General features: G+C 46.4%; 17 protein-coding genes. 7 read left to right on the top strand and 10 right to left on the bottom strand.

Annotated elements, in window-relative coordinates:
• The first annotated feature begins 93 nt into the window (after positions 1-93).
• Positions 94-1,464: a nucleotide 5'-monophosphate nucleosidase PpnN gene (ppnN, locus tag ACFFUV_RS00565; protein ID WP_390188981.1), complete on the top strand. Its 1,371-nt coding sequence runs from the start codon at positions 94-96 to the stop codon at positions 1,462-1,464.
• A 69-nt stretch (positions 1,465-1,533) separates the two neighbouring features.
• Positions 1,534-2,307 (top strand): flap endonuclease Xni, encoded by a 774-nt coding sequence (gene xni / locus ACFFUV_RS00560; protein WP_390188980.1) that lies wholly within the window; start codon positions 1,534-1,536, stop codon positions 2,305-2,307.
• Between the two features lie 52 nt (positions 2,308-2,359).
• Here the strand turns inward: xni and rlmM are convergent, their stop codons facing one another.
• The 7 genes from rlmM to pomA form a co-directional block, all read right to left on the bottom strand.
• A complete protein-coding gene (gene rlmM / locus ACFFUV_RS00555; RefSeq protein ID WP_390188978.1) occupies positions 2,360-3,451 on the bottom strand; it encodes a 23S rRNA (cytidine(2498)-2'-O)-methyltransferase RlmM in 1,092 nt (363 codons plus the stop codon).
• Complete coding sequence (locus ACFFUV_RS00550; RefSeq protein ID WP_390188977.1) at positions 3,448-3,846, bottom strand: DUF423 domain-containing protein; 399 nt, start codon at positions 3,844-3,846, stop codon at positions 3,448-3,450. The genes rlmM and ACFFUV_RS00550 overlap by 4 nt, the downstream gene beginning before the upstream one ends.
• Complete coding sequence (locus ACFFUV_RS00545) at positions 3,836-4,459, bottom strand: alpha/beta family hydrolase (RefSeq protein WP_390188976.1); 624 nt, start codon at positions 4,457-4,459, stop codon at positions 3,836-3,838. The genes ACFFUV_RS00550 and ACFFUV_RS00545 overlap by 11 nt, the downstream gene beginning before the upstream one ends.
• Positions 4,440-5,360 carry a transcriptional regulator GcvA gene (locus tag ACFFUV_RS00540; protein WP_390188975.1) on the bottom strand — a complete coding sequence of 307 codons (921 nt, stop codon included), beginning with the start codon at positions 5,358-5,360 and terminating at the stop codon, positions 4,440-4,442. The genes ACFFUV_RS00545 and ACFFUV_RS00540 overlap by 20 nt, the downstream gene beginning before the upstream one ends.
• A gap of 408 nt (positions 5,361-5,768) precedes the next feature.
• Complete coding sequence (gene thiI / locus ACFFUV_RS00535) at positions 5,769-7,217, bottom strand: tRNA uracil 4-sulfurtransferase ThiI (RefSeq protein ID WP_390188974.1); 1,449 nt, start codon at positions 7,215-7,217, stop codon at positions 5,769-5,771.
• A gap of 163 nt (positions 7,218-7,380) precedes the next feature.
• Positions 7,381-8,337 (bottom strand): flagellar motor protein MotB, encoded by a 957-nt coding sequence (locus tag ACFFUV_RS00530; protein WP_390188973.1) that lies wholly within the window; start codon positions 8,335-8,337, stop codon positions 7,381-7,383.
• 9 nt (positions 8,338-8,346) lie between these two features.
• Entirely contained in the window at positions 8,347-9,111 is a 765-nt protein-coding gene (gene pomA / locus ACFFUV_RS00525; RefSeq protein ID WP_390188972.1) for a flagellar motor protein PomA, read from the bottom strand.
• A 270-nt stretch (positions 9,112-9,381) separates the two neighbouring features.
• On the opposite strand from pomA, the gene xseB reads away from it, so the two are divergent.
• The 3 genes from xseB to dxs are packed head-to-tail and all read left to right on the top strand — an operon-like array spanning position 9,382 to position 12,419.
• A complete protein-coding gene (gene xseB / locus ACFFUV_RS00520; protein ID WP_390188971.1) occupies positions 9,382-9,624 on the top strand; it encodes an exodeoxyribonuclease VII small subunit in 243 nt (80 codons plus the stop codon).
• Between the two features lie 23 nt (positions 9,625-9,647).
• A complete protein-coding gene (gene ispA / locus ACFFUV_RS00515; RefSeq protein ID WP_390188970.1) occupies positions 9,648-10,532 on the top strand; it encodes a (2E,6E)-farnesyl diphosphate synthase in 885 nt (294 codons plus the stop codon).
• Positions 10,533-10,553: 21 nt separating this feature from the next.
• Positions 10,554-12,419: a 1-deoxy-D-xylulose-5-phosphate synthase gene (gene dxs / locus ACFFUV_RS00510; protein ID WP_390188969.1), complete on the top strand. Its 1,866-nt coding sequence runs from the start codon at positions 10,554-10,556 to the stop codon at positions 12,417-12,419.
• Between the two features lie 53 nt (positions 12,420-12,472).
• Here dxs and truC read toward each other — a convergent pair whose 3' ends face one another.
• Positions 12,473-13,198, bottom strand: coding sequence for a tRNA pseudouridine(65) synthase TruC (gene truC / locus ACFFUV_RS00505; RefSeq protein ID WP_390188968.1), 726 nt, complete (start codon positions 13,196-13,198; stop codon positions 12,473-12,475).
• Entirely contained in the window at positions 13,198-13,515 is a 318-nt protein-coding gene (locus ACFFUV_RS00500) for a YqcC family protein (protein ID WP_390188967.1), read from the bottom strand. Before ACFFUV_RS00500 ends, truC begins: the two co-directional genes overlap by 1 nt.
• A gap of 77 nt (positions 13,516-13,592) precedes the next feature.
• Here ACFFUV_RS00500 and ACFFUV_RS00495 point away from each other — a divergent pair, with 77 nt between their 5' ends.
• Both ACFFUV_RS00495 and ACFFUV_RS00490 read left to right on the top strand, forming a co-directional pair.
• The gene (locus ACFFUV_RS00495; RefSeq protein ID WP_390188966.1) at positions 13,593-14,636 is read left to right on the top strand and encodes a DUF3549 family protein; all 1,044 of its coding nucleotides are present in this window, start codon (positions 13,593-13,595) and stop codon (positions 14,634-14,636) included.
• Positions 14,633-14,932, top strand: a complete 300-nt coding sequence (locus tag ACFFUV_RS00490; RefSeq protein ID WP_390188965.1) for a DUF3301 domain-containing protein — start codon at positions 14,633-14,635, stop codon at positions 14,930-14,932. Before ACFFUV_RS00495 ends, ACFFUV_RS00490 begins: the two co-directional genes overlap by 4 nt.
• On the opposite strand, the gene ACFFUV_RS00485 is transcribed toward ACFFUV_RS00490, so the two are convergent.
• Entirely contained in the window at positions 14,892-15,398 is a 507-nt protein-coding gene (locus ACFFUV_RS00485) for a GNAT family N-acetyltransferase (protein WP_390188964.1), read from the bottom strand. The genes ACFFUV_RS00490 and ACFFUV_RS00485 overlap by 41 nt on opposite strands.
• Positions 15,399-15,619 lie beyond the last annotated feature (221 nt).

Here is a 15,619-nt window from a genome sequence, read left to right as displayed (position 1 = left end):
TGTCCGATTCAAGCTTTGTCTGCTAAGCTAGGTTATACACCAACAATAACAGCATCAGTCAGGTGCGTTTTCCTGCTTAGGGAGGAGGTCATAATGATCACTCATATCAGTCCCGCTGGAAGCATGGATCTGCTTTCACAACTTGAAGTTGAACGTCTAAAGAAAACCGCAACCAGCGATAAAGACTTATACCAGCTATATCGAAATTGCACACTTGCGGTACTTAATTCAGGTAGCCATACCGATAACTCAAAAGAGCTTCTCGATAAATATCAATCTTTTGATGTTAATGTCTTAAGCCGAGAGCGTGGTATTAAGCTGGAACTTATTAATCCGCCAGAACATGCGTTTGTCGATGGTGACATCATTAAAGGTATCCAAGAGCACCTTTTTTCCGTATTGCGCGATATCGTCTACGTCAACATGCACTTGGCTGACAGCCAACGTCTTAACTTAACCAATTCAACGCACATTACGAACTTAGTGTTTGGAATACTGCGCAATTCAGGCACCATCCGCACCGGGATCATCCCTAATATGGTGGTGTGCTGGGGTGGTCACTCGATCAATCCTATCGAATACCAATATACGCGAGAAGTCGGAAATGAGCTTGGTTTACGCGAGCTAAACATCTGTACTGGATGCGGGCCTGGTGCAATGGAAGGCCCAATGAAAGGTGCTGCGATTGGTCATGCCAAGCAGCGTTACACCGAACAGCGTTATCTCGGCCTAACCGAGCCGTCGATTATTGCCGCTGAGCCACCCAACCCCATCGTCAATGAACTGGTGATCATGCCAGACATCGAGAAACGTCTTGAAGGATTCGTACGCCTTGGTCATGGCATCGTTATCTTCCCTGGCGGCCCAGGCACAGCGGAAGAGCTTCTTTACATTCTGGGTATCATGATGCATCCAGAAAATATCGACCAACCGATGCCCATCGTGCTGACAGGACCAAAAGAAAGTGAAGCTTACTTCCGCTCAATTGATGAGTTTATTGGTGACACCTTAGGCCCCGAGGCACAAAAACATTACCAGATTGTGATTGATGACCCGGCTCAAGTCGCTCGCATCGTCAAACAAGCGATGCCAAAAGTTCGTGAGCACCGTAAGATCAACAGTGATGCTTACAGCTTTAACTGGTCACTTAAAGTCGATGCAGATTTTCAGGTACCGTTTGAGCCGACCCATGAAAGTATGGCTGCGCTAGATTTGCATTTGGAGCAACCACCTGAGAAGTTGGCCGCTGCGTTGCGTAAGGCTTTCTCTGGAATCGTGGCTGGTAATGTCAAAGCCGAAGGCATTCGTGAAATTGAGCAATTTGGTCCATTTGAAATTGATGGCGACGCCCGTTTGATGCGTAAAATGGATAAACTACTTCGCGACTTTGTTGAGCAAAACCGAATGAAACTACCGGGTGGTAGTGACTATGTGCCTTGCTACAAAATTGCCTCGCAACTCTAACGGGTTGAAGGGCTGCGCATTTCTTTTACAATAGGGGCCAATTAACTGGCCCCTTTGCTTTGGAATTTTATGTCTATTCATCTTGTGATCATCGATGCGCTGAATCTTATTCGTCGAGTGCACTCGGCGCAGCCCGATCCAAACGATATTCCTCGCACCATTGAAACCACATCGCGCACCCTGAGACGTATTTTGTCTGAAGCTCAGCCAACCCATATTATCGCGGTGTTTGATCACCACCTTCAAGACCGAGGATGGCGGGCTGAGATCTTGCCAACCTACAAACAAAATCGTAAACCAATGCCCGAACCTCTACTCCATGGACTTGATACCATACAGCAAGCCTGGTGGGAGCTTGGCATTGACTCACTGTTGTCCGACGGTGATGAGGCCGATGACTTAGTGGCAACCCTGGCAGTCAAAGTGGCACAACACAACGAGAAGGTAACGATAATTTCAACCGATAAAGGCTACTGCCAACTGCTGTCACCCACATTGCAAATTCGTGATTACTTTCAAAACCGCTGGTTGGACGCGCCCTTCATCGCCAAAGAATTTGGCGTCGAGCCCAATCAACTCGCTGACTATTGGGGATTGACCGGCGTAAGTTCTAGCCAAGTTCCCGGTATACCCGGCATCGGCCCCAAAGCAGCAAAAGAGATATTAGGCCAATATCATGATATTGAGCAGGCATACGCAGCACCTGAACTCGCGACGAAATATCGTAAAAAATTCGATGAACATATTGAAATGGCGCGAGTTTGCAAGCAGGTCGCCATGCTCAAAACGGATATCGAGCTGGGGTTTAATTTGCAGGATATTCGGCTTCAATCGCCAAGCTAATCAGCACCAAACAACAGACATAAAAAAGCCGACCTGTGGGTCGGCTTTTTTATTATTGAGGTGAGATATTGGATAAACACTGAACATGCACCGTGATCTCTTCTCGATCGTGATAGAGGTGCTTAGCTTGCAGTTTAAACTTCACATCATGCTCTTTAAAAAACAGCTTTAAATTATCAATGTCTTCCGCCACCTCTTCGTAACGCCCTTTCATTGGTAATTTGAGGTTAAAAATCGCCTCTTTCGCCCAGCCACTGATGATCCATTCTCCCATCAATTGTGCTACTCGTGACGGGCGCTCGATCATATCGCAGATCAACCAAGTCACGTTCTTGCGCACAGGCTCAAACTTAAAGCCATCCACTTGATGATGCGTAACTTGCCCTGTTTCCATCAGGCTATCCGCCATCATACCGTTATCCACGGCATGTACGAACATTGAACGTTTAACCAGTTGGTAAGTCCAGCCTCCAGGGCACGCTCCGAGATCAACGCCCCACATGCCTGGTGCCAAGCGATCATCCCATTCATTACGAGGAATAAACACATGGAACGCTTCTTCTAATTTCAACGTTGAGCGGCTTGGAGCATCGGCTGGGAACTTCAGGCGCGGAATCCCCATAAAGAAAGCGGAGTTATTACCCGGTATCGAGTAACCGACAAAACAATGGCCTGGCGCGACAAAACAAATGTGTATTACTGGTTTCTTACTGTGTTCTTTTTTCAGCAAAAGACCTTTTCCGCGTAATGCTTGACGAGTTGGTACCGTAAACTTACGACAAAACTTTAACAACTCTTTGGCTTCGTTAGTGTCTGGCGTTTCAATTCGAAGATCACCACAAACAGGTAACCCATCACACTCGGCCAACGCGTCCAAAATCGGAGACAAGCGGTCACCACTTGGTAACTCACTCAGCTCTGCAGCGACCACAAACATCTGACGAGCGAAGATTAAGCTTTGAAAATCAAGCTGTTCAAGTAAGGCTTTTGCATCCCCTTCTTGATAGCATTCAAACAACACATAGCCTGAATGAACTTTTACACGAGGAAATCCAAAGATCTCTAGTTGATTAGCTCGGTCTTGGATTTCGCCAGCGCAGTCTTTTTCAAAACCTGCGCGGCAGTAAAGCATAAGGTGTTTCACTGCTTATCCTCTTTGATTTGTAGTGCTGCGAATATAAAGAGCGCCCAACCAACCATAAATAGCAAACCGCCAAATGGAGTAATGGGCCCAAACCATTTAATGCCAGTCAATGCCAACGCATACAAGCTGCCACTAAAGCAAAAGACGCCGATGATAAAGCAAATCGCTGCCGCACAAAATGCTTTTCGTGCTTTTGTAGGCAAAGAGAAGTTAAGTAAAACCGCACACACTAAAATAGCCAGCGCGTGAATAAACTGATAATTGACACCAGTTTGGAAAACCTCAAGCAGGTACGCAGAAAGCTGAGCTTTCAAACCATGAGCGGCAAACGCACCTAAACCAACACCAATCCCCGCGAACGCGCCACCAAAAACCAATAAATTTTTACTTGTCATTGTAAACCTCAAAAATAAAATCACTAAGCTCGGCTACGGCGGCCTTGATATTGTCCTGTTCGCTTAATCCAGAGCGTTTACGTGGTTTGAAACTATGGTCGCCATCCGTAAGGAATGTTAACCGTACTTGGTCTGAGAACGGATATTGCAAACACTCTTGCTGAGTTCCAAACGTATCGCGCTCGCCTTGCAAAATTAAGCACGGTTTTTCAATCTTCGCTAAGTGTTCACCTTTAAAGTTCTCGGGTTTACCCGGCGGGTGAAATGGAAACCCTAAACATGCCACCCCAACAACCTGCGGCAGATGAGCGAGATGGCTCGCCATGCGTCCGCCCATCGATTTACCACCAATAACCACCTTGGCGCCTGAATGTTCTTCAATCACTTGCTGATAAGCCTCAAGCAATTTAGGAGCACGATCTGGCGGACGCTTTTTCCCATCTTGTTCGCGTTTTTCCATGTAAGGAAAGTTAAAACGCAGAACCTGAATGCCTTTGGTTGCTAATCCGCTCGCAACTGCCGTCATAAACTCGTGGTCCATCCCCGCCCCGGCTCCATGGGCAAAAATAAATAATGGCTGATTGGTTTCACCATTATGGCGTATTTGTGTCATCTAAAAGCTCCTCTTGCTCGCTTTGTGCTTTGGCTAGCATCCAATCTCGGAATGTCGCGATACGCCCAGTATCCGCTTGTTTTTCATGACAAACCACGTAAAACGCATTGTTGGTCATCAACACTTCATCAAAAGGGGCAATCAAGCGCCCGGCATCCATTTCTGGTTGCGCCAACACGTTATTTCCAAGGGCGATTCCCTGCCCATGCGCCGCAGCTTGCAATACCATGGTCGAGTGGCTAAAGATCGGACCATGATTCACGTTCACCCCTTCAAGGTGATTTTGTTTGACGAACTGTTTCCAATCTTTGCGCGAAGTATCATGCAGAAGGGTATGCAGTTTCAAGTCTGCGAGGCTTTCCAAAGGCTTAGCGCCCAAAAGCAGAGAAGGAGAACACAAAGGTATGAGAAACTCTTGATAGAGCTTATCCGCACGTAGCCCAGGCCAGTGACCTCGACCATAATAAATGGCTACATCCACATCATCGGTCAGTGACCCCTCTTCGACATCCGCGGCTTTGATTCGTACATCAATATCCGGCTCTTGCTGATTGAAATCAGCAAGACGAGGAACCAACCATTGAATCGCAAAACTGGGCGGTAAACTGATGGTCAAGGTCCCTTTTTCACTGCGCTCAAGGACTTTATCTGTCGCATCAGTTAATGAAGAAAAGATATCTTTAATATCGAGGAAGTAGCCTTGCCCTTCCTCAGTAAGTAGCAAAGAACGATTGCGTCGGCGAAATAATTTTAATCCTAGAAATTCTTCTAGCGCTTTAATTTGATGACTTACCGCCGCCTGTGTCACAAACAGCTCTTCCGCGGCACGCGTGAAACTCAGGTGCCTTGCAGCCGCTTCAAACACGCGCAGCGAATTTAGAGGTGGCAATCTTCTGGACATAGGTCACTCTTTATTATGGATTAGTTTTTTTTATCTGAAACATTATAAAATGTCCGTTGCTTAGCAGCCAGAGAAATTCTATATTTCACCCCGCAACGCTAACCCAGAACGGCTTGGTTCTTCGAATCAATTGGCTTAGTTGTTGCGATGTTGTGTTTGCAAACTCGTATTTCGAGTTAGGTAGATTTCTACCATTGTTTTGTTTCTTTAAATCCGGGAAACAAAACAAATACTTCCTGTATTTTTTTTGACCTGTCTGTCAAATATTTTTAGCACCGCCAATAGGCGGTGTTTTTTTATCACATGTTCACTGCCGAACACCCTTTTACCGCCCTAAGCCGAATTTGGGCCAATAAAAAACCGCTTACCTGACGATAAGCGGTTATTGATTGGTTCGAAGCGTTACGTTTACGGGCGGTATACTTTTACGTTACCAAAGCCTTGCTCTTGCAAATACAACGCCTGCAAGCGACTCATCACCCCACGCTCACAATAGAGTAAATAGGTTTTACTCTGATCCAAGTCACCAAACTTAGTACCAAGCTTGTAAAAGGGTAGGTGCTGCACTTCAACACCATCGATTTCCAGCGGATTATGCTCTTCTTCTTCAGGGCCACGAATATCCAGCACAACCGCGTGCTCTTCAACCGCTTCCACCAACTCAACTTCAGGCGCAACTTGCTGCGACTCTTTGGCGATGTCACGAATATCCATTACGCGAGCGTCATACACCACCTGCTCAAGAACTGAGAAGTCGAAGTTTTGCTCTTCTGCTTCGAGCTTACGTTTAACCGCCTTGACCGTTGGCTTCTTAGAAATCACACCACAGTATTCAGGCATGGTTTTGGCGAAATCTTCAGTGCCGATATCACGCGCTAAATTGATGATGTCTTCTTTATCCCAGTTGATAAGTGGGCGTAAAATCAGAGTATCCGTTACGCCGTCGATATGGCGTAAGTTGGTTAGCGTCTGGCTAGAAACTTGCCCTAGCGCTTCACCGGTAACCAATGCTTCAATACCAAATTTATCCGCAACCATACCCGCTGCACGCATAAACATCCGCTTGAGCACTACGCCCATCTGACCATCATCGATGTTTTCTAGAATCTGTGCGACGACAGGTTCAAAGTCGATAGAGATAAACTTCACTTTGGCCGACGAACCGTATTTGTTCCACAAGAAATGGGCGACTTGCTTCACGCCAATTTCATGAGCAGGTCCACCTAAATTAAAGAAACAATAATGGACTTTTGAGCCTCGTTTAATGTGCAAATAGCTAGAGACACCAGAATCGAAACCACCTGAAATTAGGCTTAGTACATCTTCCTGAGTTCCCAGAGGGAAACCGCCCAAACCTTTATGGCGTGCGATGATTTGGTTAAGTTTGTCACCAGAGACTTCAACATTGACGGTCACATCGGGATTCTTCAATTTAACCGATGCAGATTCAACGGCTTGATTTAAACCACCGCCGACATAACGCTCGAGTTCAATCGAGGTGAAATCGTGTTTACCACGACGCTTAGCACGGACAACAAACGTCTTGTTTTCGATGTTTTTGCCGTTGAGCTCCAGTACTTGCTCAAAAATATCATGTAAGTCTTTGAACTCGGACTGCTGAACTTCCAACACGTGGTGAATACCCGGCGTACGAGTTAATACGCTCAAGGCTTGCTGGTAATACTCAAATGACTCTGACGTGACTTCAATATGATCACGACGGTTAAATACCGCGACAGACTGGGTCTCACGCTTGATGATATTGCGAATATTGCATTCAAGAATCTTCGTGAAGCGCTTGCGCACTGATTCACTTTTAACAAAAATTTCCGGATGGGGCTTAACAATAAATTTCATAGTTTCTTCGCAAGTTAGTTTCGCAAACAGTCAACCGTGAGTCAGAATCGCTTGCTGACGATCACGCGCCTTTAAGGGCGCAGGATTATACATGATCAATCGCACATAAAAAAGACGAGTCGCTGACTCGTCTTTGTATTTCATGTTATGGGCCTGCCTTTGACTATTCGCTCGGCGCTGGAACCGAAGGCACTTCATCGCTGTACAAAGGCTCGCCTTGCATGATGCTAATTTCAACACGGCGATTTCTCGCGCGCTGAATATCGGTATCATTCGGGACCAGTGGCTCTGTATCCGCCATTCCTCGCACTCGCAAACGCTGATGTGAGAAGCCACGCACCTGCTCCATTTCTTGAGCAACCGACACAGCACGCTGCGATGATAAATCCCAATTTGAGCGGTATAACTCTGAGTCAAGACGCTGATTATCGGTGTGCCCAGACACTCGCACAATACCCGGCACGTCTTTAACTAAATCGGCGATTTGCCTCACCAAAGGACGGAACTTGGGTTGTAAGAACGCGGAGTTTTCAGGAAAGGCGCCCTTTTCACGAATTCGAATAACCAGTTGCTGACCTAAATTTTCGACTTCAATCGCACCTTGATCGATCTCTTGCTGTAGCGCTTTCTTAATTTTTTCTTGCAGCTCTTCCATCTCTTGTGATTGAGATTCCGATTGCTGCTGCGGTTGATCCGATTCAGAGTTCTGGTTGGTCTGAGTCGACGTTTGCGGAGAGTCACCACCGGTCAGTTTGCCCGCTTCACGTTGCGTACCACCAGCACGGTCGGACTCCCCTTCATGAAACTCAAGCGTTTGCTGAGTGATATCCATGGTTTGCTGCATGATAACGTCAATTGGCGTTGGTTCTGGACGACCAGGACGAAATTCTTGTGCGATAATGCTTGTCCCTTTCGGGATGTCTTTGACTTCTAAGCGATTTTGCACACCAAAGGCGAATTTCATTGAGCCCGCGATCTGCTTAAACTTAAGAACATCCATCTCAGAGAACGAAAGAAGCAGAACGAAAAAGCACATCAGCAATGACATCAAATCAGCAAACGTCCCCATCCATAATGGAAGACCGGGTGGCGGACATTTTTTGTCATTTTCTTCTTCCATGCCGCTTACCTACTCGTTGTCAACGTCAAGCGCACGTTTGCTTTCATTGAGGTAGTTTTTCAGATAGCCGTCGATGACTCGTGGGTTTTGGCCATCTTGAATCGCCAAGACACCATCCATAATCAAGCGGCGATTTAGTTTCTCTTGTTCACGGCGAAGCGACAGTTTGTCGGCGATAGGGAAAAACACCATATTAGACAGGACCGCACCATAAAGCGTGGTCAACAAAGCCACCGCCATCGCAGGCCCAATGGATTTTGGATCATCCATGTTTGACAGCATCGCCACCAGACCGATCAAAGTCCCGATCATTCCCATGGCTGGCGCTACATCACCAAAGGCACGAAATACCCCCGCACCCGCTTCATGTCGCTCATCGGTAAGTGCAATGTCTTTTTGCAGTGCGGCGCGCACAACATCGGCGTCATGGCCATCAACCAATAAATCAATGCCTTTTTGCATGAAGCTGCTGCTGATTTCCATTTCTTCCAAAGCGAGAAAACCGCCCTTACGCGCGGCATCGGCCATTTCAACCACTTTGGCAATCAAGTCTTCTGGGTCATCGGCCTTAAACATAAAGGCTTTACCGGCAATTTTGGCTGCACCAAAGAACTGCCCCATGGTAAATTTCATCAACACCACAAAAGTGGAGCCGCCGACGACGATCAAAATAGAAGTGACGTCGATAAACATCATAATGCTTCCGCCTAGCACCATCGCCATAATCACGAAAGCAAAACCGCCAATGAGCCCTATCAGCGTTGCTAAATCCACAAAGCACTCCTCATGCACAAAATTAAACGTCTCATTCAGTATATCGGCAACATCTTAAGATCTTTAATGTTTTATTAAATTCTGTAGCCTATGCCAAACACCGCCACCCTAACACTATAAACCACCACAGATGAATTTCCTTACCGTGATGGATTGTCATCTTCAATCCATCAAGCAAGGTCGAATTTTATGGTAAATTTACATGGTTACATTTGACCATCCTCTATGCCTAAGGTAACTTTCGTCCATCTTTCTAAATCAAGAATTATTATGGCAAGCAAAAAACCGGAAAACATGACCTTTGAAGCCACCATCGAAGAACTCGATACGCTGGTTGAACAATTGGAAACGGGCGATTTGTCCCTTGACGATGCTTTAAAGAAGTTTGAACGTGGCATTGCCTTAGCACGCTCAGGACAAGTGAAACTGACGGAAGCGGAACAACGTGTTAGCATTCTCTTACAAAATGATGATGACGCCCCTTTGAGTGATTTTGACACTCCGTCTGAATAATCAAATGAAAGAAGTCCCGTTCCATGATTGAGTCTTTAACTGCGCTTCAACACCGTAATAGCGCTCAGCTTGACCAATGGTTAAGCCAACTCCCTCAACAAGAGGTTCCGCTAATCCAAGCCATGCGTTATGGGTTGTTGCTTGGCGGAAAACGTGCTCGTCCTTACTTAGTCTACATTACAGGCACCATGTTAGGGTGTGAGCTTGAAGCGCTGGATACTCCGGCCTCTGCCGTTGAGTGCATTCATGCCTACTCACTGATTCATGACGATCTTCCAGCAATGGACGACGACGAACTACGCCGTGGTCAGCCAACTTGCCATATCAAGTTTGATGAAGCGACTGCCATTTTAACTGGCGATGCCCTGCAAACGTTAGCCTTTACCATTTTAAGTGAAGGTCGATTGAGCCAACAAGGTGAGTCAAATCGTATAAAGATGATTCAGACCCTAGCCAACGCCTCGGGTATTGGTGGTATGTGCTTGGGGCAAGCACTTGATCTGGCAGCGGAAAACCGCAGAGTATCACTGGAAGAATTGCAGTTAATCCATCGCAATAAAACTGGCGCGCTGATGAAATGTGCCATACGCTTAGGCGCATTGGCTGCCGGAGAAAAAGGCCTTGCTGTCTTACCTCAGCTTGACAAATTTGCTGACGCGATTGGCTTGGCGTTTCAGGTTCAAGACGATATTCTGGATATAATCAGTGACACTGAAACCCTCGGAAAGCCGCAAGGCTCAGACCAGGAACTGAACAAAAGTACCTACCCAGCATTGTTGGGTTTAGAAGGTGCAATCAATAAAGCTCAAACTCTGTTAGAGGAAGCACTTCAAGCATTGTCGGCAATCCCTTACAATACTGAGCGTCTAGAAGAGTTCGCCCGATATGTCATCGAGCGCAAGAACTAACACTATAAGCGCGCATTTTATATGACTCTTGATATTTCAAAATATCCAACATTGGCATTGACCAACACACCGGATGAATTACGCAAGCTCCCAAAGGAGACATTGCCGAAGCTGTGTGACGAATTACGCACCTACTTACTGAACTCTGTGAGTCAGTCGAGTGGACACCTTGCGTCTGGACTCGGCACGGTTGAGCTCACCGTGGCGCTTCATTACGTCTACAACACGCCATTTGATAAATTAATTTGGGATGTAGGCCATCAAGCGTATCCACACAAAATCCTGACAGGGCGCCGTAGTAAAATGTCGACCATTCGCCAAAAAGAGGGGCTCCACCCTTTTCCATGGCGTGAGGAAAGCGAGTACGATACCTTATCTGTCGGTCACTCCTCGACCTCGATCAGTGCTGGGCTTGGTTTGGCCATCAGTGCGGAAAAGGAAGGTCAAGATCGTAAAGTGGTTAGCGTTATCGGCGACGGTGCGATTACTGCCGGGATGGCGTTTGAAGCCATGAACCACGCGGGTGATGTCCACCCTGATATGCTGGTGATTCTTAACGACAACGAGATGTCGATCTCTGAAAATGTGGGCGCGCTGAATAATCACTTAGCTCAATTGTTATCTGGCAATTTTTACACTTCCATTCGTGAAAGTAGTAAAAAAGTGCTTTCCGGTGTTCCGCCGATTAAAGAATTGGTTCGTCGCACCGAAGAGCATTTAAAAGGCATGGTAGTGCCGGGGACGCTATTTGAAGAGCTCGGTTTCAACTACATTGGCCCAGTTGATGGTCATGATGTCAATGAACTGGTCAAAACATTAAAGAACATGCGAGAGCTTAAAGGTCCGCAGTTTTTGCATATTATGACCAAAAAAGGCAAAGGCTATGAGCCAGCGGAGAAAGATCCCATTGGCTATCATGCTGTGCCGAAGTTTGCACCAAACAACGATTGCTTGCCAAAAAATACCAGCGCGAAACCAACATTTTCTAATATCTTTGGTGACTTCCTCTGCGATATGGCCGCCGAAGACCCTAGCCTTATGGCGATTACTCCAGCCATGCGCGAAGGTTCAGGCATGGTGCGTTTCTCTAAGGAATACCCATCGCAATACTTCGACGTTGCGATAGCTGAGCAACATGCAGTGACATTAGCATCAGGAATGGCGATTGCAGGTAATAAACCGATTGTGGCTATCTACTCCACCTTCTTGCAGCGTGGTTATGACCAGTTAATTCACGACGTGGCAATTATGGATCTCCCTGTGATGTTTGCTATCGACCGCGCCGGGCTAGTCGGTGCTGATGGCCAGACTCACCAAGGTGCATTTGATTTGAGCTTTATGCGTTGCATTCCGAACATGGTGATCATGACGCCAAGTGACGAAAATGAATGCCGTCAAATGCTGTATACCGGCCATCAACATCAAGGACCAAGTGCGGTGCGCTATCCACGAGGAAGTGGCTGTGGTGCCAAAGTGGAAACTCAGTTCACGGCGCTTGAGATTGGTAAAGGCCGCATCGTTCGTGAAGGTCAAAAAGTCGCGATATTAAACTTTGGTACGTTCTTACCAAACGCACTTGAAGCAGCAAACAACCTCAACGCAACTGTCGCCGACATGCGTTTTGTTAAGCCGCTGGATACCGCACTAATCAAGCAGCTTTCCGAACAATACGACGTATTGGTAACACTGGAAGAGAATGCCATTGCCGGCGGCGCGGGTGCGGGTGTCGTCGAGTTTATGATGCAAAATAAACTGATTAAGCCGGTGCTCAATCTTGGCCTGCCTGACCAATTTATCGAGCAAGGGACTCAAGATGAGCTTCATCAGCAACTCGGCCTTGATAGCCAAGGTATCGAACGTTCGATTCGCGAGTATTTAGACAAGTAGTCTTCGATAAAAAGGCCCTTTAAGGGCCTTTTTTCATATTGATGATTGCTACTTTAGGTAAGCGGGTTGTGCCAGCTAAATTGCTCAAATAAGCGCAACCAGACCTCATCAAATCCGGCTTTTATTGTGAGCGATTGCTCAGTAAACGGATGGATAAACCTCAACTCTGAAGCATGTAGCATTAAACGGTGCGCATCATACTGCTCTCGAAATAGGCGATTGTGTTTGCCATCGCCATGAGTCGTATCACCAATGATTGGGTGGCTTAAGTGATGCATATGACGTCGTAACTGATGCTTACGCCCGGTCGTTGGTTTCATCTCCAGTAACCCATAACGACTGGTAGCAAAACGCCCTGTCGAATAGGGCACTTCGACTTTCGCTAACGGCTGGTAAGCTGTGACAGCGGACTGCGGTGGTTTATCTTCACTGGCAAACTTATCGGCGATTTTATCCAACTCCACTTTGAGCGGATAATCCAGTACATCTCCTTGCTCAATCCAACCACGAATGATCGCATGATAGGTTTTCTCCATATCGTGATTGGCAAACATTGGCATCACTTGAGATGCTATCTCACTTGATAATGCAAACAGCAGTACACCGGATGTCGGACGATCGAGACGATGCAGTGGGAACACATGCTGACCCAGTTGATCACGTAGCGTTTGCATGACAAATTGAGTTTCGTGTTTGTCCAACCAACTGCGGTGGACCAGCATACCTGCGGGTTTATTCACCGCCACGAAGTAAGGGTCTTGATAAATAATCTCTAGCATTATTTGTGGCTCTCTTGATCAATTCGCTGGAGTATCGTCAGCACATTGGCATAGCCGGGCTGTTGTTGCCATACCTGCTCAAAGTACGGTGTAACCTCAAAACCACTAGGTAGCCCATGGTTCGCTTCAATCAACGCCCCCATTTTAGGAATAAAGATCCACTGTAACCATTGTTGCGGTGTTAGAATATCGACCGAAAAAGGCTCTCGGCTGCTCAATTGCTTCAGCGTAGGAGATTCAGTTTGCCATAACCCTAAAGCCTGTAATTCTCGCTCTAGCTCTTCAAGCTGTAACGCCATTGTTTTGAGTGTTGCCATTGATATTTTAAGAGTTGACCTTGAAAAAGGGCCATAGAGTACCATTTATACTGGAAAGAAAGTTAGGACAAATTTCCATGGAAACCATTAATACTTTGACCCAGCTGTTAACTAACAGCGATTGCGAGTTTCGCATCTTTGATTTGGGTCGCCGCATCACACCAATAGACGCTAAGGTGTTTTCTGACGTAGAGCAAGGGCTTCAACCCTATCCTTACCCACTACAACGCAAAGCTCATATCGCTATTGCCTATTGGAATGCACAGCAACAACCGTGGATTTGGTTTTTGAAGTTTGACCTTGATGAGCGCGGTTTACTCAAACAAGCTGAAATCGGCCAATTTATTGAATACGTTCTAGAGGCAATGGGGACGCGTTTAAACCAAGAGATTGATGAAGAGCAGCAGCAGAAGCTCGCGAATAATCCATATACTTTTAAACCATCAGAAGACAAGATGGCGGTGTTTCATAGCCAAGTTCGTGCGCTACTCGATCTCGCGACCAGTCAATACTACGAACACGCGCAGCACTATTTCAGTGGTGGATTGGGTTGGCAAAACTGGCAAACAGTTGGCCTACAAGGCATCACTGATATCTGTGCCCGCTTAGACAAAGAACAGAATCAAGTCACGCTGCGTAAGTCACTCCCACATCTTCCTAATGAGCCTTTGTATGCGCTGCTTGGCGCATTGGAACATGTCGAATTACCCGCAAAGTTAGCGCTGCGCATTCAAGAGTTAGCCGATGAACAGATAACAAGCTCCGACCCAGACCTATTTTTACTTGCTGCCTTAGCCCGCGCTCTTTCAGGTGCAGATAATAAAACGTTAACTGCAATGGTTAATACCATTCTTGCCAGTCCACGTCTAAGCCATCAAGAGGTACTTATCGGAATTGCAGGTCGCTCTTGGCACGCACTAAGCGATGCCGCAGTGGCTGAACAGTTTCTATTGCGTCTTGCCCAAACTGGCAACCAAGCACTATTTAACCAATTGTTTGCTGATTTAGTAATGATTCCACAGCTACGCATGGTTTTATTGCCCTTACTGCATAGCAATCCATCGTCACAATTGGCACAAGCGCTGACAGAGCTGCAACGTAGCGCTAAAGGTTCAGCATGATGGATAACTTGTTGATGATTCTTGGTGTCAGCTTAGCGTGCTGGCTTTTTTGGCAACAGCGACGTCAAGCGGAAATCGCAAGAACAACCATCACTCAAAAATGTAAGCAACTCGACCTGCAGTTGGTGAGCGTTGCGTTTGGCGCTCACAAATTAAAAACGCCAGCAGGAGCCTGGCGTTTTCATACCGTTTACCACTTTGAATTTTCTTCTTTGGGCGACGATTGCTACCCAGGAAGTCTGACTATGTGGGGCTTTAGGCCTGGCGAGTTTCATTTATCGCCACATCGGCTCTAAACACATACTCATAAAATGGCCCAAAACCATCACTGCGCTGTGCGCTATTCACGAATCCAAGCTTGTGCAGAATGCGTATTGATGCCTGATGATTGACATTCACAGTCGCACTCACGGTTTCAAGCTGACACTCATACAGCGCTTTAGGGAAGAAAGCCTTTAATGCTTCACTGGCGATTCCCCTACCCCAATACGCTTTGTCAAAGATAAAACCAAGCTCAGGTTTTTTATCAAGATGGCACACAAAAACATGCCCAATAAATTCGCGAGTGGTTTGATCAAGAACCGCCATCGAATACAAACTAGAATCATGCATCACTTGATGAAAAAGCTGTTTTGCCGCAGTTACGGTTAGCGGTCCATTCATCTCAGCACGGTTTTTTGAGCAGCAATTTAACATTAAAAAATCAGATTGAAGCGACTCATTATAAGGGATAAGGAGTAATCTCCTTGTTGCTATTGTCACGCCACATCCTTGGTAATGATTTATTATTACGGTAAGTAAAGCCGATTAAAGTGTTAGCCAAATAGTGTTTATATTAGTACCAGCGTTGCTAATGTGGTGTGGGCCACGGGAAGGCGAAAATTAATAGTTATTGATAGAACAATAAAAGGCCTATCGCTCACAATAAGAAAAGCCCTGACACGTAAGTATCAGGGCTATAGTCTTACTCGCAGCAGTCCGGC

The sequence above is a fragment of the Vibrio olivae genome (assembly GCF_042428525.1).
GTDB classification, from domain to species: Bacteria; Pseudomonadota; Gammaproteobacteria; order Enterobacterales; family Vibrionaceae; genus Vibrio; species Vibrio olivae.
This window is presented reverse-complemented; position numbering and strand designations above follow the sequence as displayed.